The organism is Streptomyces sp. NPDC050625 (genome assembly GCF_040654755.1).
Taxonomy (GTDB): domain Bacteria; phylum Actinomycetota; class Actinomycetes; order Streptomycetales; family Streptomycetaceae; genus Streptomyces.
Map to the genome: position 1 here is coordinate 557799 of NZ_JBFAIQ010000001.1, position 22343 is coordinate 580141.

At 69.1% G+C, this 22343-nt stretch carries 19 protein-coding genes; 11 read left to right on the forward strand and 8 right to left on the reverse strand.

Going from position 1 to position 22343, the window contains the following annotated elements; translation table 11 throughout:
• Positions 1 to 202: 202 nt before the first annotated feature.
• From AB0I54_RS02620 to AB0I54_RS02640, 5 genes are all read right to left on the reverse strand, one after another.
• Positions 203 to 1246 carry a dipeptide ABC transporter ATP-binding protein gene (locus tag AB0I54_RS02620; protein WP_363294018.1) on the reverse strand — a complete coding sequence of 348 codons (1044 nt, stop codon included), beginning with the start codon at positions 1244 to 1246 and terminating at the stop codon, positions 203 to 205.
• Positions 1247 to 1272: 26 nt separating this feature from the next.
• Entirely contained in the window at positions 1273 to 2310 is a 1038-nt protein-coding gene (locus tag AB0I54_RS02625) for an ABC transporter ATP-binding protein (protein ID WP_363294020.1), read from the reverse strand.
• Positions 2311 to 2356: 46 nt separating this feature from the next.
• Entirely contained in the window at positions 2357 to 3337 is a 981-nt protein-coding gene (locus AB0I54_RS02630) for an ABC transporter permease (RefSeq protein WP_363294021.1), read from the reverse strand.
• Positions 3338 to 3434: 97 nt separating this feature from the next.
• Entirely contained in the window at positions 3435 to 5195 is a 1761-nt protein-coding gene (locus AB0I54_RS02635) for an ABC transporter substrate-binding protein (RefSeq protein WP_363294022.1), read from the reverse strand.
• Between the two features lie 79 nt (positions 5196 to 5274).
• Positions 5275 to 6303, reverse strand: coding sequence for an ABC transporter permease (locus AB0I54_RS02640; RefSeq protein WP_363294023.1), 1029 nt, complete (start codon positions 6301 to 6303; stop codon positions 5275 to 5277).
• A 490-nt stretch (positions 6304 to 6793) separates the two neighbouring features.
• On the opposite strand from AB0I54_RS02640, the gene AB0I54_RS02645 reads away from it, so the two are divergent.
• The 5 genes from AB0I54_RS02645 to AB0I54_RS02665 are packed head-to-tail and all read left to right on the forward strand — an operon-like array spanning position 6794 to position 12342.
• Positions 6794 to 8416: an ABC transporter substrate-binding protein gene (locus AB0I54_RS02645; protein WP_363294024.1), complete on the forward strand. Its 1623-nt coding sequence runs from the start codon at positions 6794 to 6796 to the stop codon at positions 8414 to 8416.
• A 6-nt stretch (positions 8417 to 8422) separates the two neighbouring features.
• Positions 8423 to 9346, forward strand: coding sequence for an ABC transporter permease (locus tag AB0I54_RS02650; RefSeq protein WP_363294025.1), 924 nt, complete (start codon positions 8423 to 8425; stop codon positions 9344 to 9346).
• Positions 9339 to 10319 (forward strand): ABC transporter permease, encoded by a 981-nt coding sequence (locus AB0I54_RS02655; RefSeq protein ID WP_363294026.1) that lies wholly within the window; start codon positions 9339 to 9341, stop codon positions 10317 to 10319. Before AB0I54_RS02650 ends, AB0I54_RS02655 begins: the two co-directional genes overlap by 8 nt.
• Before the next feature lie 6 nt (positions 10320 to 10325).
• Positions 10326 to 11300: an ABC transporter ATP-binding protein gene (locus AB0I54_RS02660; protein WP_363294027.1), complete on the forward strand. Its 975-nt coding sequence runs from the start codon at positions 10326 to 10328 to the stop codon at positions 11298 to 11300.
• Positions 11293 to 12342 (forward strand): dipeptide ABC transporter ATP-binding protein, encoded by a 1050-nt coding sequence (locus tag AB0I54_RS02665; RefSeq protein ID WP_363294028.1) that lies wholly within the window; start codon positions 11293 to 11295, stop codon positions 12340 to 12342. Before AB0I54_RS02660 ends, AB0I54_RS02665 begins: the two co-directional genes overlap by 8 nt.
• Positions 12343 to 12452: 110 nt before the next feature.
• Here AB0I54_RS02665 and AB0I54_RS02670 read toward each other — a convergent pair whose 3' ends face one another.
• Complete coding sequence (locus AB0I54_RS02670) at positions 12453 to 14582, reverse strand: prolyl oligopeptidase family serine peptidase (protein WP_363294029.1); 2130 nt, start codon at positions 14580 to 14582, stop codon at positions 12453 to 12455.
• A 190-nt stretch (positions 14583 to 14772) separates the two neighbouring features.
• On the opposite strand from AB0I54_RS02670, the gene AB0I54_RS02675 reads away from it, so the two are divergent.
• Positions 14773 to 14967, forward strand: a complete 195-nt coding sequence (locus AB0I54_RS02675) for a hypothetical protein (protein ID WP_030346161.1) — start codon at positions 14773 to 14775, stop codon at positions 14965 to 14967.
• Positions 14968 to 15101: 134 nt separating this feature from the next.
• On the opposite strand, the gene AB0I54_RS02680 is transcribed toward AB0I54_RS02675, so the two are convergent.
• Positions 15102 to 15311, reverse strand: coding sequence for a DUF397 domain-containing protein (locus AB0I54_RS02680; protein WP_363294030.1), 210 nt, complete (start codon positions 15309 to 15311; stop codon positions 15102 to 15104).
• Positions 15308 to 16225, reverse strand: coding sequence for a helix-turn-helix transcriptional regulator (locus tag AB0I54_RS02685; RefSeq protein ID WP_363294031.1), 918 nt, complete (start codon positions 16223 to 16225; stop codon positions 15308 to 15310). Before AB0I54_RS02685 ends, AB0I54_RS02680 begins: the two co-directional genes overlap by 4 nt.
• Before the next feature lie 583 nt (positions 16226 to 16808).
• Between AB0I54_RS02685 and mshB the strand changes: the two genes are divergently transcribed.
• The 5 genes from mshB to AB0I54_RS02710 all read left to right on the forward strand — a co-directional run bounded on the left by mshB (position 16809) and on the right by AB0I54_RS02710 (position 22339).
• Entirely contained in the window at positions 16809 to 17672 is an 864-nt protein-coding gene (mshB, locus tag AB0I54_RS02690; protein ID WP_363294032.1) for an N-acetyl-1-D-myo-inositol-2-amino-2-deoxy-alpha-D-glucopyranoside deacetylase, read from the forward strand.
• A 35-nt stretch (positions 17673 to 17707) separates the two neighbouring features.
• Positions 17708 to 18100 (forward strand): DUF6113 family protein, encoded by a 393-nt coding sequence (locus tag AB0I54_RS02695; protein ID WP_363294359.1) that lies wholly within the window; start codon positions 17708 to 17710, stop codon positions 18098 to 18100.
• 156 nt (positions 18101 to 18256) lie between these two features.
• Entirely contained in the window at positions 18257 to 20527 is a 2271-nt protein-coding gene (locus tag AB0I54_RS02700; RefSeq protein ID WP_363294033.1) for a hypothetical protein, read from the forward strand.
• Between the two features lie 148 nt (positions 20528 to 20675).
• A complete protein-coding gene (locus AB0I54_RS02705; protein WP_363294034.1) occupies positions 20676 to 21602 on the forward strand; it encodes an ABC transporter ATP-binding protein in 927 nt (308 codons plus the stop codon).
• On the forward strand, positions 21599 to 22339 hold the full coding sequence (locus AB0I54_RS02710; protein ID WP_363294035.1) for an ABC transporter permease: 741 nt from the start codon (positions 21599 to 21601) through the stop codon (positions 22337 to 22339). The genes AB0I54_RS02705 and AB0I54_RS02710 overlap by 4 nt, the downstream gene beginning before the upstream one ends.
• The last annotated feature ends 4 nt before the right edge of the window (positions 22340 to 22343 follow it).

The following is a 22343-nucleotide window of genomic DNA, read 5'->3' on the forward strand; positions in this document are numbered from 1 at the left end:
CGCACGGCGGGATCCGCCGTCTTCTTGTCAGCTTCCGAACTCGGGGCAACACCCGTTCGCCCGAGGCGACTTGACGGTACAACGAAGGCCCGCGCCTGGGGAGGCGCGGGCCTTCGTCCCCTGGAACAGGACGATCATGGGCTCGGGTCAATGGGCCGGTGAAAGTCCGTTCCGCAGTCGACGGCCGACGGAAAGGGGTGTGTCAGGCCGCCGTCTCGGGGTCCATGGAGAGGCGTGGCGAGGGAATCGTCTCCGCCGTCTCCGGGTAGTGGCAGGCGGTCAGATGGCCGGGCTTGTTGCCCTCGACCTGGACCAGCGGCGGGGCCTCCGTGGCGCACTTCTCCGTCGCCTTCCAGCAGCGGGTGCGGAAGCGGCAGCCGGAGGGCGGGTTGATCGGGGAGGGCACGTCGCCGGTGAGCCGGATGCGCTCGCGCGGGGTGTCGTCCACCGTGGCCTCGGGCACGGCGGAGAGCAGGGCCCGCGTGTAGGGGTGACGCGGGTTGTTGTAGAGGTCGTCGCGGTCGGCGATCTCGACGATCTTACCCAGGTACATCACCGCGACGCGCTGCGAGAAGTGCCGCACGATCGCCAGGTCGTGGGCGATGAAGACGAACGCGATGCCGAGTTCCTTCTGGACCTTCTGCAGGAGGTTCACGACCTGCGCCTGGATGGAGACGTCCAGCGCCGAGACCGGCTCGTCCGCGACGATCAGCTTCGGCTCCAGGGCGAGCGCGCGGGCGACACCGATGCGCTGGCGCTGGCCGCCGGAGAACTCGTGCGGGAAGCGGTTGTAGTGCTCGGGGTTGAGACCGACGATCTCCAGCAGCTCACGGACGCGCTTCTCGCGGCCGCCGGCCGGGTTGATGTCGTTGACCTCCATCGGGCCGGAGATGATCTTGCCGACCGTCTGGCGCGGGTTCAGCGAGGCGTAGGGGTCCTGGAAGATCATCTGGATCTCGGACCGGATCGGCGCGAGCTGCCTGCGGCTGGAGTGCGTGATGTCCTGGCCGCGGTAGAGGACCTTCCCGCCGGTCGGCTCCAGGAGGCGGGTGATGAGTCGGCCCGTGGTCGACTTGCCGCAGCCCGACTCGCCGACAAGACCCAGGCTCTCACCCTCGGCGACCTGGAAGTCGAGGCCGTCCACGGCCTGCACCGCGCCGATGGTCCGCCGAATCGGGAAGCCGCCCTTGATCGGGAAGTGCTTGGTCAGCCCGGAGACGTCCAGGAGGGGGTTTGTGTTGCTCATGGTCGTGAAGTCCCGTCTCGTGTCCGTCACTTGTGCCGGGATCCGGCGAAGTCGGCGAAGAATTCCTGGCGCTGTTCCAGCGTGAGGTGGCAGGCCGAGCCCCGGCCCTCCACCACTTCGAGTACCGGCCGCTCGCCGGAGCACAGCCCGCCCGCGACCTTCTCGACGAAAGAGCACCGCGGGTGGAAGCGGCAGCCGGACGGCGGGTTGAGCAGCGACGGCGGCGAGCCCGGAATCGGCGACAGCGGCACGTCCACCGGCCCGTCGAGGCTCGGCATGGAGTTGAGCAGACCGAGGGTGTAGGGGTGCTGCGGGGTGCTCAGCACCTCCTTCTTGGTGCCGCGTTCCACGCAGCGGCCGCCGTACATCACGAGCACGTCGTCCGCGATGTCGGCGATGACGCCCAGGTCGTGGGTGATGAAGATGATCGCGGTGCCGAACTCCTGCTGGAGGTCCTTGAGCAGGTCCATGATCTGGGCCTGGACCGTCACGTCGAGGGCCGTGGTCGGCTCGTCGGCGATCAGCAGCTCGGGGTCGCAGACCAGCGCCATGGCGATCATCGCGCGCTGGCGCATACCGCCGGAGAACTGGTGCGGGTAGTCGTCGACGCGCACGTCCGGCTGGGGGATGCCGACCCGCCTGAGCATCTCTATGGCCCGCGCCCGGGCCTCCTTCTTGGAGGCGCCGGTGTGCTTGCGGTAGGTCTCGCCGATCTGCGTACCGATGGTGTGGTACGGCGACAGCGAGGCCAGCGCGTCCTGGAAGATCATGGACATCTTGTTGCCGCGCAGCCGCTCCAGTTGCCGCTCGGGAGCGGTGAGCAGCTCCTGGCCGTCGAGCAGGATCTCGCCGTCGATCGCGGTCCGGTCGCGGTCGTGCAGACCCAGGATCGTCAGGTTGGTGACGGACTTGCCGGAGCCCGACTCGCCCACGATGCCGAGCGTCTGGCCCTTGGCGAGGTCGAAGCTGAGCCCGTCGACGGCCTTGACGATGCCGTCCTCGGTGGAGAAGTGGACCTTCAGGTCCTTGATGGAGAGGAACGGCTGCTGTTCGGTGCTCGTCACGGTGACGCTCCTGGGGGGTGATGCGGGGGGTCGGGGTGGGCGGAGGTCAGGCGAGCCGGATCCGCGGGTCGATGAGGGCGTAGACGGCGTCCACGATGATGTTGAAGAAGACGATCGCCGCCGACGCCACCAGGGTCACGCCGAGCAGCATCGGCAGGTCGTTGGCGTCCACCGCGGTGAGCGAGAGCCGGCCGATGCCCTGGAGGCTGAAGACGTACTCGGTGATGATGGCACCGCCGATCAGGGTGCCCATGTCGATGCCGAAGATCGTGACGATCGGGCCCATCGCACCGCGCCAGGCGAAGCGGAAGAACACCGAGCGCCGGGACAGTCCCTTGGCCCGTGCGGTGCGCACGTAGTCCTCGCTGAGCTGCTCCACCAGCTGGGAGCGCGTCATACGGGTGTAGTTGGCGGTGAAGATGATGGACAGCACCAGCCACGGCAGCAGCAGCCCCGAGGCCCACTTGACGGGGTTGTCGGTGAACGGCGTGTACGACGGCTGGTCCAGGATGCCGAGCTGCTGCACCAGGAAGAACATGGCGATGTAGCCGACGAAGTAGATCTGCAGCGAGGAGCCGATCAGCGAGAACGAGCTGGCGATCTTGTCGGCCGCCTTGCCCTGCTTGACGGCGGCGATCATGCCGGTGCCGACGCCGATGATCAGGAAGAAGAACGAGGCGCCCAGCGCGAGCGAGATGGTCAGCGGCATGCGGTCCAGGATCGTGCCGAGGACCGGCTCGCGGTTGGTGAAGGAGAAGCCCAGGCAGGGCGCGTTGCAGTTGCCGAGGCCGCCGTAGTCGCGGCCCAGGAAGAGGCCCTCCAGCCAGTGCCAGTACTGCACCGGCAGCGGGTCGGCCATTCCGAGGTTGTGCCGGACCTGCGCGAGCAGTTCCGGGGTGCACACCTTGCCGCACGCCATACGGGCCGGGTCACGCGGGAGCGCGTAGTAGAGCATGAAGGTGACGGCGCTGATGATCAGCAGAATGACAAGTGCGCCGATGACACGGCGGACTAGAAAACGGAACATGGCGTGACTTTCCGGACGGGGCGCCGTCGCCGGGATGTGGGGAGTGAATCGGAGGGGGAACCGGGGCGGCGGCCGTGGCCGCCGCCCCGAAGCGGGATCAGGCCTTGGCGTAGACCTTGCCCAGAGCGATGCAGGTGTTGCCGGAGTCCCAGATCACGCCGCCGACCTTGGAGCCGTAGAAGTAGTTGCGGATCGGGTTGTAGTCCGGAACCACCGCGGCGAGCTGCATGATCTGCTCGTCGATGTCGCCCCACATCTTCGCGGCCTTCTTCTGGTCCGTCTCGGCCGTGGCGGCGGCGATCGCCTTGTTGACGCTCGTGTTGTTCAGCTGCGGCCAGTTGACACCGCCGTCGGCGATCTGGCTGCCGTCGAAGCAGGGCTGGATGACCGCGTAACCGGCCGGCCAGTCCGGGCCCCAGCCCGCGGCGAACAGGTCGTACTTGTTGTCCAGCTGGCCGATCTGGCTGTAGAAGGACGTCTTGTCGACCTGCTTGACGACCGGCTTGAAGCCGGCCTTGGTCAGCGCGCTGTTGATCGCGACGGCCTGCTTGACGGAGTTGTCCGACTGCTGCATCGCGATGACGACGGTCTGACCCTCCTTGCCGGCCTCCTTGAGCAGGGCCTTGGCCTTGTCCGGGTCACCCATCGGCTTGGTCTTCTTGCCGTAGAGGTCGAAGTCCTTGTGGCCCGGGGTGAGCGGGCTGATGATCGTGGTCGCGGTCGCCGAGGAGAGCGAGCCACCACGGATCTGCTTCAGCTGCTGCGTCGGCCACGCGTAGTTGAGCGCCTGACGGACCTTGACGTCCTTGACGCGCGTGGTGTTGATCGCGAAGTAGTAGCAGGTGGTGTCGACCTGGGTCAGGACGCGCTTCTTGAGCTCCGGGTTCGTCATCACCTTCTGGAGGCGCTCGGGGGCGACCTCGTTGAGCACCGACAGCGTGAACTGGTCGTTGCCCTGGTCGGCGATGTAACGGTCCGTGGACGCCAGGTTCTGGAAGCCGAACTGGAACTCGACCTTGTCCGGGTAGGCGTTGCGGATCGGGTCCGTCTCGGCGACCCAGTGCTCGTTGCGGACCAGCGACGCCGACTTGCCGATGTCGCGCTTCGCGATCTTGTACGGGGCGCAGGAGAACGGGCGCTTGTCGTACTTCTCCTTGGTGTCGTGCTTCTTCGGCACGATGGAGAAGCCGCGCATCGCGAGCATGAAGTTGAAGTCGGCGTGGGCCTCCTTCAGCTTGAACGTGATGGTCTTGCCGTCCACCTCGATCGACTTGAGATGCTTGCCGTCGTAGGGGCCCTTGTACTTGTCGCCGCCGAGCAGCCAGCTCTGCGGGTAACGCGGACCCTGGGTGACGAACTTGGCGAAGAGACGCTCGAAGGTCCAGCGGACGTCCTCGATGGTGACGTCGGCGCCGTCCTCCCACTTCACGTTGTCCTTGAGCGTGAAGGACCAGGTCTTGCCGCCGTCCTTCACCGTGCCCGCGTCCGTGGCGAGGTCGCCGACGAGGGTGGTGGTGCCCTTGGAGTCGATCCTGTAGCCGGTCAGACCGCGCAGGAACAGGACCGAGCAGGCGCCCTCGTACGAGGAGTAGACCTGAGCGGGGTCCAGGTGGTCCCAGTCGATCTGCTCCAGCGTGTAGATCGTGCCGCCCTTGACCGCCCCGGGGACCTCGGGAGCCGGACCGGTGGAGTCGGCCTTGGTGCCGACGTCGATGGTGGCTGCCTTGGCCTTGTCGACCGACGGAGCCTGGCTGGCACCGCTGCCGCCCGCGTTGCCGCTGCTGCAAGCGCTCAGCACGGTGGTCGCGCCGGCCGCCACACCAGTGGCTATGAGGAAGTTTCTGCGGGAAAAGGACATGGCTTACCTGCCTAGGGGTGGATGGAGTGAGAGAGGAGGAGCAACCAGCCGGACGACGATGACCGGACCGGAGTGGGGCTCAGCGCTTGGACTTCGGGTCGAGCGCGTCGCGGACCGAGTCGCCGAGAAGGTTGAAGGCGAGGACGAAGAGGATCATCGAAACGCCCGGGAAGATCATGAAGGTGATGTCGTCCGAGTAGAACTGCGCGCCGCGTCCGATCATCACGCCCCAGTCCGGGGTCGGATCGATCATGCCGACGCCCAGGAACGCGAGGCCCGCCTCGGCCGTGACGTAGGCCGGGAGCAGGAGGGTCGACTGGATGAGGATCGGCGTCCACAGGTTGGGCAGCAGTTCCTTGAAGATGATGCGGCGCGGCGATGCGCCGGTCACCTTGGCCGCCTCGACGAACTCCCGTTCACGCAGGCCGAGCACCTGGCCGCGCAGCAGTCGCGCGATGGAGGCCCAGCCGAAGGCGGAGAGGACGAGGATCAGGCAGGTGGCCCGCAGCCAGGCCGGGACATCCTCGTCGAAGGGGACGAACATGCCGTAGACGACCGGCATGAAGGCGATGAAGAACAGCGTGGACGGGAACGACAGCAGAATGTCGATGACCCGGCCGATGAAGTAGTCGGTCTTGCCGCCCAGGTAGCCGGCGGTGGTGCCGATCACCACGCCCAGCAGCGTGGTCAGCAGCGTGGCAGCGGTGGCGATCAGCAGCGAGGTCCGGATGCCGTAGATCAGGAACGTGAAGACGTCCCGACCGAGCTGGGGCTCGATCCCGAACCAGAAGTCGGCGGAGATGCCGCCGTTGGGCTTGACCGGGTAGGAGAAGTCGTTGAGCAGCCCAGGGGTCTCCTGACCGTACTGCTCGTACGGGTTCTTGCCGTAGAGCTTGGCGATCAGCGGCGCACCGATCGCGACGACGAAGAAGAAGATCACCACATAGGCGGATATGACGCCCGTACGGTCGCGCTTGAAGCGGTTCCAGGCAAGCCGTCCCGGTGAGCGGCTCTCGTTGCCCTTCGGGGTCGAGGAAGTGGTCGACTTCTCGACGCTCTCGTCGGTCACCTCAAGCGGGGCAGCCGCAGATGGAGTTGGGGGGGTCATGGTGCTCCTGGCCCAAGGGAGGGTCTGATGACTCCGCAGGGCGCTCCCCTACGGGCTACGCCGGACTTTTTCAACGCAATTCATTCAAGGTCAATAAATTCTCGGTCGCCTTGGTTGTCTATTTACCTTCTTTGCTCGCACTTGACCATACTGTAGCTACGCGGGTAGCGCGCCGTAATCGTTCCGTGCTTTATATCGGGCCAACTGGACTATTCGGTCAACAAGTTCGATATGCGGACGCCTGTGTGTCGAAATGCGTACATCGGCGGGACGCAATCCAACGTTTCGGCATCGTTACGCGGAGATCCATTGCATTCGTCGCCCAAGATCACCGCGCCCCCCGCCGGGGGCTGCGTGCATCCGGATGACCTGTCCCCTGAAAGGCCCTCTCCCGAGTGGCGTACCCATGCGATATGCGGCATTTGCGCTGATATTGACCGGTAGCCAATGTTGACCGGTAATCGATCACCGCTCACGGAGGAGGCACGCCATGCGTGGAGCCAGGCACGCCGGATGGGCCGTCGGTGCGACGGCGGTGGCTCTCGTCGCGACGGCGTGCGGGGGCGGAGCCACGAGCGGCACGCAGGGCGGGGTCCTCAGTTCCTCCTGGGGCGACCCGCAGAACCCCCTCGAACCGGCCAACACCAACGAGGTGCAGGGCGGCAAGGTCCTCGACATGATCTTCCGCGGTCTGAAGCGGTACGACCCAAAGACCGCACAGGCCCAGAACATGCTCGCCGAGAAGATCGACACCCCGGACTCGCAGAACTTCACCGTCACGATCAAGGACGGCTGGACCTTCAGCAACGGCGAGAAGATCACCGCCAAGTCCTTCGTGGACGCCTGGAACTACGGTGCGAGCCTGAAGAACAACCAGAAGAACGCCTACTTCTTCGGCTACATCCAGGGCTACGACAAGGTCCACCCGGCCGCCGGCTCACAGAGCGCCGACACGCTCTCCGGTCTGAAGGTCGTGAACGACAGGACCTTCACGGTCAAGCTGAACCAGAAGTTCTCCGGCTTCCCGGACACCCTGGGCTACGTGGCCTTCGCGCCGCTGCCCCGCTCGTTCTTCTCCGACCACGCCGCCTGGCTGGAGAAGCCGGTCGGCAACGGGCCGTACATGATCGACTCGTACACCAGGGGCTTCCAGATGGCCCTGACGAAGTGGGACGGCTACCCCGGCACCGACAAGGCGCAGAACGACGGTGTGACCCTCAAGGTCTACACGGACAGCGACACCGCCTACACCGACCTGCTGGCCGGAAACCTCGACCTCGTCGACGACGTCCCCGCCGCGCAGCTGAGGAACGTCAAGAAGGACATCGGCAACCGCTACATCAACACCCCGGCCGGCATCATCCAGACCCTCGCCTTCCCGTACTACGACAAGGACTGGGACAGGGCCGGCGCCGAGAAGGTCCGCACCGGCCTGTCCATGGCGATCAACCGGAAGCAGATCACCGACACGATCTTCCAGAAGACCCGCACCCCGGCGAGCGACTGGACCTCGCCGGTGCTCGGCACGGCAGGCGGTTTCAAGGAAGGGCTGTGCGGGAGCGCCTGCGAGTACGACCCGGCCGGGGCCAAGAAGCTGATCCAGGAGGGCGGCGGGCTCCCGGGCGGGCAGCTCAAGATCACCTACAACGCCGACACCGGCTCGCACAGGATGTGGGTGGACGCCGTGTGCAACTCCATCAACAACGCGCTCGGCAACGACAGGGCCTGCGTGGGCAACCCGATCGGCACCTTCGCGGACTTCAGGAACCAGATCGGCCAGCACAAGATGACCGGCCCCTTCCGGGCGGGCTGGCAGATGGACTACCCGCTGATCCAGAACTTCCTGCAGCCGCTCTACTACACCAACGCCTCCTCCAACGACGGCAAGTGGTCCAACACGCAGTTCGACCAGCTCGTGGACCGGGCCAACGCCGAGACCGACACCGCCAAGGCGGTCTCCACCTTCCAGCAGGCCGAAGGGGTCGTCCGGGACAACATGGCCGCCATCCCGCTCTGGTACCAGAACGGCAGCGCGGGCTACTCGGAGCGGCTGTCCAACGTCGCCCTGAACCCGTTCAGCGTCCCCGTCTACAACGAGATCAAGGTCGGCTGAGCCGCGATGGGGCGCTATGTCGTCCGGCGTCTGCTCCAGATGGTCCCGGTGTTCGTCGGGGCGACGCTGCTGATCTTCCTGATGGTGAACGTGATGGGCGACCCCATCGCGGGACTGTGCGGCGAGCGCGCCTGCGACCCGGCGACGGCCGCCCAGCTGAAGCGGGAGTTCGGCCTCGACAAGCCGCTGTGGCAGCAATACCTGACCTACATGGGGAACATCTTCACCGGCGACTTCGGCACCGCTTTCAACGGCCAGCCCGTCACCGAGCTGATGGCGACCGCGTTCCCCGTCACCATCCGGCTGACGATCGTGGCGATCCTCTTCGAGATCGTCATCGGCATCTCCCTGGGCGTCGTCACCGGAGTGCACCGCGGCCGCCCCGTCGACACAGGTGTGCTCCTCACCACCCTGGTCGTGATCTCCGTACCGACCTTCGTCACCGGCCTGCTGCTCCAGCTGCTGCTCGGCGTGCAGTGGCACTTGATCCAGCCGTCGGTCTCCCAGCAGGCCGCCTTCGGCGAACTGATCGTGCCGGGCCTCGTCCTCGCCGCCGTCTCCCTCGCCTACGTCACCCGGCTGACCCGCACCTCCATCGCGGAGAACAAGCGGTCCGACTACGTCCGTACGGCCGTCGCCAAGGGCCTGCCCCGGCGCCGGGTCGTCACCCGCCATCTGCTGCGCAACTCGCTCATCCCCGTCGTCACCTTCATCGGCGCCGACATCGGGGCGCTGATGGGCGGCGCGATCGTCACCGAGCGGATCTTCAACATCCACGGCGTCGGCTACCAGCTCTACCAGGGCATCCTGCGGCAGAACACGCAGACGGTCGTCGGCTTCGTGACCGTCCTCGTCCTCGTCTTCCTGCTGGTCAACCTGCTCGTGGACCTGCTGTACGCCGTACTCGACCCGAGGATCCGCTATGCCTGAGCAGTTGCACGAGCCCGAACGCGCCATCGCGGGCACCGGCGCCGGCAGCGGGATGGACCTGGCGGCGAGCGAGGCCGAGACGCTGGAGAAGACTCCGGGGGGACCGCTGGGCACGGGCCCGCGCGCCAAGCCTCGCAGCCTGTGGTCCGACGCCTGGCGGGACCTGCGCCGCAACCCCGTCTTCATCGTCTCCGCGCTCGTCATCCTCTTCCTCGTCGTCATCTCCCTGTGGCCCTCGCTGATCACCACCGGCAGCCCCCTGCAGTGCAACCTCGCCAAGTCCCAGGAGGGCTCCCAGCCGGGCGCCCCCTTCGGGTACGACGGCCAGGGCTGCAACGTCTACACACGGACCGTCTACGGGGCCCGTACGTCCGTCACGGTCGGCGTCTGCGCCTCGCTCGGGGTCGCGCTCCTCGGGTCCGCGCTCGGCGGCCTCGCCGGGTTCTTCGGCGGGGCCTGGGACTCGCTCCTGTCCCGGGTGACCGACATCTTCTTCGCGATCCCCGTCGTCCTCGGCGGTCTCGTCCTCCTCTCCGTGGTGACCAGCAATACGGTCTGGCCGGTCATCGGGTTCATGGTGCTGCTCGGCTGGCCGCAGGTCTCCCGCATCGCCCGCGGCTCCGTCATCACCGTCAAGCAGAACGACTATGTGCAGGCGGCCCGCGCCCTGGGCGCCTCCAACGCCCGCATCCTGCTGCGCCACATCGCGCCCAACGCGGTCGCCCCGGTGATCGTCGTGGCGACCATCGCGCTCGGCACCTACATCTCGCTGGAGGCGACCCTGTCGTATCTCGGCGTCGGCCTGAAGCCACCCAGCGTCTCCTGGGGCATCGACATCTCCGCCGCCTCCCCCTTCATCCGCAACGCCCCGCACGCGCTGCTGTGGCCCTCCGGCGCCCTGGCGATCACGGTCCTGGCCTTCATCATGCTCGGCGACGCGGTGCGCGACGCCCTCGACCCGAAGCTGAGGTGAGCCGCCGTGCTGCTCGAAGTGCGTGACCTGCACGTGGAGTTCAGGACCCGGGACGGGGTCGCCAAGGCCGTGAACGGCGTCGGTTACGGCGTGGACGCGGGGGAGACCCTCGCGGTGCTCGGTGAGTCGGGGTCGGGCAAATCGGTCTCCGCGCAGGCCGTCATGGGCATTCTCGACATGCCGCCCGGCAGGATCACGGGCGGCGAGATCCTCTTCCGGGGCCAGGACCTGTTGAAGATGAAAGAAGAGGAGAGGAGAAGGATCCGCGGCGCCGAAATGGCGATGATCTTCCAGGACGCCCTGTCGGCACTGAACCCCGTGCTCTCCGTGGGCGAGCAGCTCGGCGAGATGTTCACCGTGCACCGGGGGATGTCACGCAAGGACGCGCGGGCCAGGGCGATCGAGCTGATGGACCGGGTGCGCATCCCTGGCGCCGCCCAGCGGGTGCGCGACTATCCCCACCAGTTCTCGGGCGGAATGCGCCAGCGCATCATGATCGCCATGGCGCTGGCCCTGGAACCGGCGCTGATCATCGCCGACGAGCCCACCACCGCCCTCGACGTCACCGTCCAGGCCCAAGTCATGGATCTGCTCGCCGAGCTGAGGCGCGAGTACGACATGGGGCTGATCCTGATCACCCACGACCTCGGCGTGGTCGCCGACGTCGCCGACCGCATCGCCGTCATGTACGCGGGACGGATCGTCGAGTCGGCCCCGGTCCACGACATCTACAAGGCGCCCGCCCACCCGTACACACGCGGCCTGCTCGACTCCATCCCGCGCCTGGACCAGAAGGGCCGGGAGCTCTACGCCATCAAGGGCCTGCCGCCGAACCTGATGGACATCCCGCCGGGCTGTGCCTTCCACCCGCGCTGCCCGATGGCCCGGGACGTGTGCCGCACGGACGAACCCCCGCTGTACGAGGTCTCCGAGGAGCGCGGCAGCGCCTGCCACTTCTGGCGGGAGTGCCTCCATGACTGAGCCGATCCTGGAGGTCAGCGGCCTCGTCAAGCACTACCCGCTCACCCGGGGCATCCTCTTCAAGAAGCAGATCGGCTCGGTGAAGGCCGTGGACGGCGTCGACTTCACGCTGGGCCGGGGCGAAACCCTGGGTCTGGTGGGCGAGTCGGGCTGCGGCAAGTCGACGGTCGCCCGGATGCTGTGCAACCTGGAACAGCCGACGGCGGGCTCGATCCGATTCAGGGGCGAGGACATCACCAGGCTCTCGGGCAAGGCCCTGAAGGCCGTACGACGCCATATCCAGATGGTCTTCCAGGACCCGTACACCTCGCTCAACCCCCGTATGACGGTGGGCGACATCATCGGGGAGCCGTACGAGATCCACCCCGAGGCGGCCCCGAAGGGCGACCGCCGCCGCAGGGTCCAGGAACTCCTGGACGTGGTCGGCCTCAACCCCGAGTACGTCAACCGCTATCCGCACCAGTTCTCGGGCGGCCAGCGCCAGCGCATCGGCATCGCACGCGGGCTGGCGCTGCGCCCGGACGTGATCGTCGCCGACGAGCCGGTGTCGGCGCTTGACGTCTCGATCCAGGCGCAGGTCGTCAACCTCCTGGACCGGCTCCAGACGGAGTTCGAGCTCTCCTACGTCTTCATCGCCCACGACCTGTCGATCGTGCGGCACATCTCGGACCGGGTGGGGGTGATGTACCTGGGGCGCATCGTGGAGACCGGCAGGGACGCCGAGATCTACGACCACCCCACGCACCCCTACACCCAGGCCCTCCTGTCCGCGGTCCCGGTGCCGGACCCCGACGCCCGTGAGCACCGCGAGCGCATCATCCTCACGGGCGATGTCCCGTCCCCCACGAACATCCCGTCCGGCTGCCGTTTCCGGACCCGTTGCTGGAAGGCCCAGGAGCGCTGCGCGCTGGAGGTGCCGGCGCTCGCCGTACCCGCCGAGTTCCGCGGCACGACGGGTCCCGCGGCGCACGACTCGGCGTGTCACTTCGCGGAGGAGAAGCAGGTGGTCCCGCTGGAGGAACACGGCAACGGGCCGGGGTGACATGGTGCACCCCGGCCCGTTTACGGCACCCGCACGGCCGTACGCTGTTCAGCGTCGCGCGTCCGTATATCGGTACCGCTTCCGCGAAGTTGCCTGCGTGTTAACGCGGTTCACGCGTGTTTGCGCGGTTGTGCCAGCGAACGCTTGAGGAAGTCCACCTGGAGGAGGAGCAGATTCTCCGCGACCTGCTCCTGCGGGGTCATGTGCGTGACGCCGGACAGCGGCAGCACCTCGTGCGGGCGGCCGGCGGCCAGCAGGGCGGAGGACAGGCGCAGCGCGTGGGCCACCACCACGTTGTCGTCGGCCAGACCGTGCACGATCATCAGCGGGCGGTGCGGCTCGGCAGGGGAGGCCAGACCGTCGTCCGTGACCAGGGAGCTCTTCGCGTACGACGCCGGGTCCGTGGCCGGGTCGCCCAGGTACCGCTCGGTGTAGTGGGTGTCGTACAGACGCCAGTCGGTGACCGGAGCCCCCGCGATGCCCGCGTGGAAGACGTCCGGGCGGCGCAGCACGGCCAGGCCCGCCAGCCAGCCGCCGTAGGACCAGCCGCGGATCGCCACCCGGGTCAGGTCGAGGGGGTAACGCTTCGCGAGGTCCTGGAGCGCCTCGACCTGGTCGTCCAGGGACACCGTGAAGTCACGGTGCACCGCCTTCTCCCAGGCGGGGGAGCGCCCCGGGGTGCCCCGGCCGTCGGCGACGACCACCGCGAAGCCCTGGTCGGCGAACCACTGCGAGGTCAGGTGCGCATTGTGCGCGGCGACCACGCGCGGGCCGTGCGGACCGCCATAGGGGTCCAGCAGCACCGGCAGGGGAGTGTCGGAGGGGTAGTCCTGTGGCATAAGCACGGCGCACGGGATTCGCCGTGCGCCCCCCTCGGTGAGCGTCACCCGCGGGGACATACCGGGATCTTCGGCGTACGACTGGACAGTCGTCGTCGGTTTTCCGTCACGCAGTACCTGGACGCGGGCACCCGGCCGGTCCAGCGCGGCGGAGACCAGTACGGTCACGCCCCCCGCGCGCACCGCCGAGTGCACGCCGGGCTCCTGCGACACGCGCTCCACACCCAGCTCGTTCACCCGGTAGACGTGCACCTCGCCGATGCCGGGAGCCTCGGCCTCCTCGCCGGCCGAGGCCGAGACCAGCACGTCGTCGTCCGAGACGTCGAGCACCGCACGGATGTGCAACTGGGCTCCGGTCAGCGGGCGTTCGCCCACCGCGAGCACCCGCGCACCGCCCTCGTCTGCGATCCGCACGAGCTGTCCGGAGGGGCTCCAGCAGGGCACGCCAGGGAAAAGTTCCAGCCATGTTGGATCTTCTTCCGCATGCACCATCCGGGTCGCCCCCGAGTCCGGGTCCACGGCCAGGAACAGCTGGCTGCGCTGGTCCCGCGCCTGTACCAGGACCAGTGGGGCACCCGCCTCTGACCAGTGCACATGAGCCAGATACGGATAGCGCGCCCGGTCCCAGGCGACCTCCGTGCGGGACCCGTCGAGGCCGATCACGAACAGCCGTACGTCCGCGTTGGCGGTGCCCGCCGCCGGATACGCGACGTGTTGTGGCTCACGCTCCGGATGGGCCGGATCCGCGATCCACCACCGCCGCACCGGCGTGTCGTCCGCACGCGCCACGAGCAGCCGGTCCGACTCCGGGGCCCACCAGAAGCCCCGCGCACGCCCCATCTCCTCGGCCGCGATGAACTCGGCCAATCCATAGGTGACCCCGTCCGCGTCGGGCTCCGCCAGCGCCCGGTCCCCCTCGCCCTCCGCACCCACCACCCGCAGGGCGCCCCCGGCGACATACGCCACATGTCGTCCGTCGGGGGCGGGACGCGGGTCGATCACCGGTCCGGGAACCGGGAGTTCACGTGCCGTGCCGGCCCGTAGCTCCGCCGTGAAAAGCCGCCCTGACAAGGCGAAAGACGCCAGTTCCAGGGCCGTGTCGGTGGCGTAGCCGACGATGCCGGCACCGCCCTCACGGCTGCGCTCGCGGCGCGCCCGCTCCTCGGGCGAGAGATGCTCCGTGGCGCCGCCCAGCAGCGCCCGTGGGTCGGCCGCGAGGCGCTCCCGGCCGTCCGTCACGTCAATGATCCACAGGGAGTTGGCCCGGTCCGTACCGGAGTGCGAGCGCAGGAACGCGACACGGGAACCGTCGGGAGCCACGGTGAACGCACGCGGCGCGCCGAGCGTGAACCGCTGGGTGCGGGCGTGTCGTCGGGGGAAGGAGTCAGGCTCGGTCGTCATCCCCCGACCATATTGGCCATGCGCCCCCTTGTGCGGCCGTGCGCCGACCGATGCGCGAGTACGGATAGTTATGATCACTACCGCTGAGTGGGTATGAACCTGCTGGCTCGTGTATGGATTTGCTGTACCGATCTACAACCCCCATAGTCCGAACCCCCCGCGTACCTGGGATCTTTGGAGGTGAGCCGCCGTGGCACTCTCGATTTCGGCGGTGGTGCTGCTGGCGATCATCGTCTTTCTGCTGATCAAGAAGTCAGGGCTGAAGGGCGGCCATGCGGTCGTCTGCATGCTGCTGGGCTTCTACCTGGCCTCCTCGACCGTCGCTCCAACGATCAGTGAGCTGACGACGAACGTGGCGAGCATGATCGGCAGCATCAAGTTCTGACACGCGCCGAGCCTGGCCCTGGGCGGCCTCGCCGGGGCCGGGTGGTTCGCGCCGATGGCGCGGATCGCGCGGACGGGGTTTCGACGCGGCGACGGCACTCGATGGGCTGAAGCCGTGTCGGCGGCGGGGAGTGGTCAGTCCTGGGCCGCGTACGGCACGAAGGCGGACCAGCTGGCGGGGGAGAAGGCCAGGCGGGGGCCCGCGGTGTGCTTGGAGTCGCGGACGTGGACGGTGGCGGGGGTGGTGGCGAGTTCGACGCAGGAGTCCCCCTCGCTGCTGCTGCTGTAGCTGCTCTTGAACCACGCCAGTTCCGAGGCGTCCTCGGTCGAGGTGTTGCGGATCATGTGTCCCCCAGCAGTTGCTCGATGAAGGCCGCCGACTCACGTGGCGTGAGAGCCTGCGCCCGGATGATGCCGTACCGCAGCTCAAGGATACGGAGCTGCCTCGGTTCGGACACCGGTCGGCCGCCGGCCACCACTGGGGAGCGCCCCACCGCCGAGCCGTCAGCGAATTTCAGCACCTCGATCCCGCCGGCCAGTCCGGCGTGCTCCTCGCGATCCATCGGCATGACCTGAAGCTCGACGTTCCGCAACTGGCTTGCCTCAAGGAGATGATCAAGCTGCTGGCGTAGCAGCGCCCTCCCGCCGAGTGGGCGTCGCAGGGTCCACTCCTCCAGGACGAAGCTGAGTTCGGGCGCCGGATCCCGCTCGAACACAGCCTTGCGGGCCACCCGCGCGGCGATGAACCGCTCCACCTCGTCTTCGGTGTACGCCGGGCGCCGCATAAGGAGCAGCCCTCGTGCGTACTCCGGCGTCTGCAACAACCCATGGACGTTCAGCGGGTCGTAGAGCTGAAGCTCGACCGCCCTGGCCTCCATCTTCGCCAGGTCCCGCACCTTCTTCGGATACCGGACCTTGGCCACGTCCTCCTTCATCGCCGAGAGCAGTCCGCCCGCCCCCAACACCTCGTCCGCCCTGTCCAGATACTCGGGCCTCGGGATCCGCTTCCCGCCCTCGATCTTGTAGACCATGTCCTCGCCGTACCCGACGGCCTCCCCGAACACGGCGGCCCGCATCCCCGCCGCCTCGCGCCGCAGCTTGAGCTGACGTCCGACGGTTGCGATCACGGCGATGCCCCAGTCGTCGTCCGGGTCCACTTCCCAACCCGGTTCGTCGGCCTCGCTCTTGAGCCGTACCGCCTCGCCGTCCACACTCGTCCCGCACCCCTCCGTCGAACTCCGGACAGTAACCGCACGCATCGGCTGCGTCACTGTTCACGGTACGCAGAGGTGGCCACGCTGAGTGACGTGAACCAGGAAAACGGACACCCGCGGGGACGTTCTAGCGGCGGGGGGCGTTGTCCCGACGTCGACTGTCAAGCACAGGTGGGCCGCCCGCTTCTTCGTCAGTGTCGTGCTTCCGCAGCACGGGTGAGAAGCGAGCGGGCAGCCCGGGGAAAGTGGCCGACTTGGGGCACCATCCCTTGGGTGGGCTGCGTTCGCGTCCGGGGTGACGGGGGCGCGGTCTCGCCTCGCCAGCACGCCGGGTGGGCCTGGCGGCAAGCGGCCGGCGGGTGGGGCGCGGGGAGGCGCGTGGTGGCACGCCGGGTGGGCTTGCGCCGGGCGTCGTACAGTCACCAGCTGCCGGCCACGCCCCCGAGCCCCCGAGAGGCCCAAGACACCCAAGGAGCGCACACCCCGCAAGCCGCTCCCCGCCGTACCGCACCCGGCTTATCCCGCCCTCACCCACCCCCCTCTCCGTGGGGGCACCCGGGCGTCCGCCACCTGGGCGTCTGGGTGGGCGTGTGCCGCGGTGTGGGTGGGTGCCTCGTAGGGTGGGGTCATGACGGAACTGCCCGCCCGGCGTCTGCTGCTGGTGCACGCGCACCCGGACGACGAGTCGATCAACAACGGCGCGACCATGGCCAAGTACGCGGCCGAGGGAGCGCGGGTCACCCTGGTCACCTGCACCCTCGGGGAGCGAGGTGAGGTGATTCCGCCCGAGCTGGGGCATCTGGGCGGTGCCGCCCTCGGTGAGTACCGGCTGCGTGAGCTACGGGGTGCCATGGGCGCGCTGGGTGTCGATGACTTCCGGCTGCTCGGGGGCGCCGGGCGCTACGCGGACTCCGGGATGATGGGGCTGCCCGACAACGACGACCCCGCCTGCTTCTGGCAGGCCGACCTCGACGAGGCCGCCGGTTACCTCGTGGAGGTGATCCTGGAGGTCCGGCCCCAGGTCGTGGTCACTTATGACGACAATGGGGGGTATGGCCACCCGGACCACATCCAGGCCCACCGCGTCGCCATGAGGGCTGTGGAGTTGGCCGCCGACGCGGGCTGGAGTGTCCCCAAGGTCTACTGGAATCGCGTTCCGCGCCGGGTCGCCGAGGACGCCTTCGCCCGCCTTCGGGACGATCTGCCCGCTCTGCCCTTCGCCAAGCCGGCCTCCGTCGAGGACGTCCCGGGCGTGGTCGACGAGGAGCGCGTCACCGCCGAGGTCGACGGCACCGCGTACGCCGCCGCCAAGGCCGCTGCGATGCGCGCGCACGCCACCCAGATCGAGGTGGCCGAACCGTACTTCGCGCTCTCCAACGAACTGGCCCAGCCCGTCTTCACCACGGAGTACTACGAGTTGGTGGGCGCAGAGCGCCCGCGGACCCGGGAGACCGACCTGTTCGCCGGGACCGGCGTCGAGGAGGCGTCATGAGTTCGGCAGGACGCGGCTCGGCAGGACGCGGATCCATGCTCGCCCAGCCGCTGCAGCGGCCCTCCGCCGGGCGGATCGCCGCCCATGTGGGCCTGTTCGTGCTCGGAGCCCTGGTCGGGCTCGCCGGGGCGCTGGTGCAGGGCGGCTGGTTCCCCGGCGGGCTGCTGCTCGCCCTGGCGGGCGCGGCCGGGGTGTTCCTCGGCGGGGCGCGTGCCACCGGCGGCCGCGCCGGGGCGGTCGCGCCCGCGGCGGGCTGGATCGTCACCGTCATCCTGCTCACCGCCGGCCGCCCCGAAGGAGACTTCCTGTTCGGCGCGGGGGGCGGTTCCTATCTGTTCCTGCTGGGCGGCATGGCTCTGGCTGTGATCTGCGCCACCCTTGGACCGGGGCGGCAACCGGACGGCGATGCCGCCCGACTTGCCAAGTGACGTACCAATTCGCCACGGGGCGCGCGTGCGAGTCCGGTGTGGGTTTCCCCAGCGGTCATGGGATACGCGCCAGAAGTGGCCAGTATGGTGGTGCGCGCCGCCGAGCCGCCCGAGCAAGGTCGTGACGGGCGGCGGAGCCAACCGGGAGAACCTGCCTTGAGTCGTGAAACTGACACTCCGTCCTCCGGGCCCAACGGGCGCGGCGGAGCCGCATACCCCTCGGGCACGCCGCCGTACGGGACCCCCATGGTTTCCGGCGACGGTACGGGCGCGGACCGTTCGGCCGCGCAGCCGGAGGAGCGAAAGACCGAGACCACGCTGACGACGCGCATCCGGATCAACATCCCCGGATCGCGGCCCATTCCGCCGGTCGTCGTGCGCACGCCCGTCGCGGACACCGAGGCTTCCGACGACGACACGGGCGCTGCCCCCGAGGCGCAGCCGGCGCCCGCCCCGAAGCCCACCGGGCCCAGCGGCGGCGTCGAGCCGTCCGGCGAGCCCGCGGCGGCGGCCGGGGAGAAGACGAGCGACTGGTTCGCACCCCGCAAGTCCGGCGCGGGCAAGGGCGGTCCGGCCGGCGGCGGCACGAACGGCGCCGGAATCCCCGGCGGTTCCGCGGCCGGCGCGACCGCTTCCGGCACGGGCACGGCTGCCCCCGGCGGCGCGGCTGCGCCCAAGGGCGCGCGTCCGGGCGCCGGTCGCCCCGGCGGTGTGGTCGGCTCCATGAGCGCGCCGGGCGGCTCCCGTCCCGGCGGTACGAACGGCGCGGGGCTCCCCGGCGCCACCGGCGGACCCGTGGCTCCCGGGCACGGCGGTGGCACCGGCTCCTTCGACGTGACCGAGGCGCTGGCCGCGGGCCCGCTGGGCAACGGCTCCCGTCCCGGCGCGGGCGGCGACGAGCCGCGCCGCGACGATCTGCCGTACTTCGCGGAGAGCGGCCCCGGCGGCCAGAACGGCTTCGGCGGTGCGAACGGCCAGGGCGCCGGCCCGGCCGGACCCGACGGTTCCAGCGGCTTCAACGGTCCGAACGGTCTCGGCGGCCCCGGCGTTCCGCAGGGCCCCGCGGGCCCGACCGGCGGTCCGGTCACCGGCGACGGCCCGATGGTGCCGCCGGTCACCGGCGGACCCGGCGGCCTCGGCACGGTGCCCGGCGAGTCCTTCACCGGCCCCGGCACCGTCGGCGGGCACCGCCGGACCCCCGGCGTCGGTCCCGCCGCCGGCCGCGGCCCCGGCGGCGGTCTGAGCGACGACACCGCGATCCTCACCCCGCAGAAGCCGGCCCCCGAACCGGGCATGCCCGGCTACGGCTCCCCGGCGGACAACATCTCCGGGCACACCGTGACCAGCGGCATCCCGGTCGTCCCGCCCACGGCGGCCTCGCCGTTCGGGCCGGGCGCCCCCTCCGACGGGGCCATGTCGCACACGCCCCCGAAGCTGCCCGAGCCCGTCTCGCCGAACGTCCCGCAGAGCAAGTCCAAGAAGAAGAAGGGCCGCAGCAAGCCGGCCCTGCTCGGCGGGGTCGTGGTCGTCGCCGGCATCGGTGTGTACGGCGCCGGACTGCTGATGAACCACTCCGACGTGCCCAAGGGCACCACCGTGCTCGGTGTGGACATCGGCGGCGGCACCCGCGACGACGCCGTCAAGAAGCTCGACGAGGCGTTCGGCGACCGGGTGAACAAGCCGCTGAAGCTGTCGGTGGGCGGCAAGACGGTCTCGCTCACGCCGGACAAGGCGGGACTCCAGTTCGACACCACCGCCACCGTCAGCGCGGCCGCGACGAGCGACTACAACCCCGTCTCCGTGATCGGCTCCCTCTTCGGCCAGAAGCGGGTCGTGGAGCCGGTCATGCCGGTCGACGACGAGAAGCTCCAGGTCGCCCTGAAGGACGCGGGCGGTGGCTCCGGCTCGGTCGCCGAGGGCACGATCAAGTTCCAGTCCGGCAAGGCCGTCGCCGTCTACGGCAAGGCGGGCAAGGGCATCGACGCGGCCGGTTCGACACAGGCGGTCGAGGAGGCCTACCGGTCGATGGTGGAAACCGGCACGGCCAACCCGGTCACGGTGCCGACGACCACTCAGCAGCCGACGGTCTCCAACGCCGAGGTCGACCGCGAGATGAAGGCCTTCGCGGAGCCGGCGATGTCCGCCAAGGTCACCGTGCAGACGGACGCCGCGCACTCGGTCCCGCTGAGCCCGCAGAACTCGCTGTGGAAGTTCCTCCGGGTGACGGCCGTCGACGGCAAGCTCGTCGACAAGCCCGACCTGGTGGCCCTGAAGAACCTCTACGGCCAGGCGTTCGACGGCGTGCTGATCACCCGGTCCAACGGCAAGAAGACGCCCGTCACCCCGCAGGACGTGTACGGCGCCCTCCGCCAGGCCCTGACGAGCAAGACCAACCGGATCGCGGTCATCGACACCACCCCGAACTAGCCCGGAACCAGCCCGGCCCGCAGAGGGGCGTCCGGTGTTCACCGGGCGCCCCTCCGGCATGTCACGTCGGCGGTATGACATCTGTCATCCGGCTCTCAGGACCCCCGACACTGCCCCGCACCCGGCCCCCCTGGCCACCATGGACGCCATGACAACGACAGCGGTGACCACCGGCGCCCCGGTGGTCGGGTTCGATCAGGTGAGCAAGACCTATGGGAGCGTGCGGGCGGTGGACGGGCTGTCGCTCGCGCTGCACCCGGGGGAGACCGTCGCCCTGCTCGGTCCGAACGGCGCCGGCAAGTCCACCACCCTCGACCTGCTGCTCGGTCTCAAGCAGGCCGACGGCGGCACGGTCAGCGTCTTCGGCACCAGCCCGCGCGAGGCGATCGTCGCCGGGCGGGTGGGCGCCATGCTGCAGAGCGGCGGGCTGATGGACGAGGTCACCGTCACCGAACTGGTCCGGCTCGCCTGCGATCTGCACCCGAAGCCGTACAAGGTCACCGACGTACTGGCCCGCGCCGGCATCTCCCAGATCGCCGACCGCAAGGTCAACAAGCTCTCCGGCGGGCAGGCCCAGCGCGTCCGCTTCGCCCTCGCCACCGCCGGGGACAGCGACCTGATCGTCCTCGACGAGCCGACCACGGGCATGGACGTCTCCGCCCGCCAGGCCTTCTGGGCCACCATGCGCGAACAGGCCGATCAGGGCCGTACGGTCCTCTTCGCCACCCACTACCTCGAAGAGGCCGACGCCATCGCGGACCGCGTGCTCGTCCTGCACCGCGGCCGGCTGCTCGCCGACGGCACCGCCGCCGAGATCAAGGCGAAGGCGGGGGCCCGCAGGGTCTCCTTCGACCTGGAGGGCGACATCGACGAGCCGGCCCTGCGCGCGCTGCCCTTCCTGGCCTCGGTCAGCGTCTCCGGCCAGACCGTCCGCATCCAGTCCACCGATGCCGACGCCACCGTCCACGCCCTGTACGGCCTCGGTGTCTACCCCCGCAATCTCGAAGTCGCCGGGCTCGGCCTGGAGCAGGCATTCGTCGCCATCACGGAGGCCGAGGAGGCCAAGCAGGCATGAACAGTCTCATCAAGCTGGAACTCGCCCGCGCCCTGCGCAACCGCAAGTTCCTGTTCTTCTCGGTGATCTACCCCTCCGCCCTGTTCCTGCTCATCGCGGGCAACGCCGACAGCAAGACCAAGATTGACGGCACCGGGCTCACCGTGCCGACGTACATGATGGTCTCCATGGCCTCCTTCGGCGCCCTGACCGCGGTCCTGATGGGCAACAGCGAGCGCATCGCCAAGGAGCGGGAGAGCGGCTGGGTACGGCAGCTGCGGCTGACCACCCTGCCCGGGCGCGGATACGTCCTCGCCAAGACCGCGAGCGCGGCCGTCGTCAGCCTGCCCTCCATCGTCGTCGTCTTCGTCGTCGCCGCGGCAGTGAAGGACGTGCGGCTGGACGCCTGGCAGTGGCTCGCCCTCACCGGCGCCATCTGGGCCGGCAGCCTGGTCTTCGCCGCGCTCGGCGTCGCCATCGGCTACCTCGCCAGCGGGGACGCCGTCCGCCCGATCACGATGATCACCTACTTCGGCCTGTCCATGCTCGGCGGCCTGTGGATGCCCACCACGACCTTCCCGCAGTGGCTCCAGGACATCGCGAAGTGGCTGCCCACGCACGCGTACGCTGCCCTCGGGCGGTCGATCGAGCAGAGCCAGTCCCCGCACGCCCAGGACATCGCCGTCCTCGCCGTCTTCTTCGTCCTCTTCGCGGGCGGCGCGGCCTGGCTGTACCGGAAGGACACGCTGAAGGCGTGAGCGC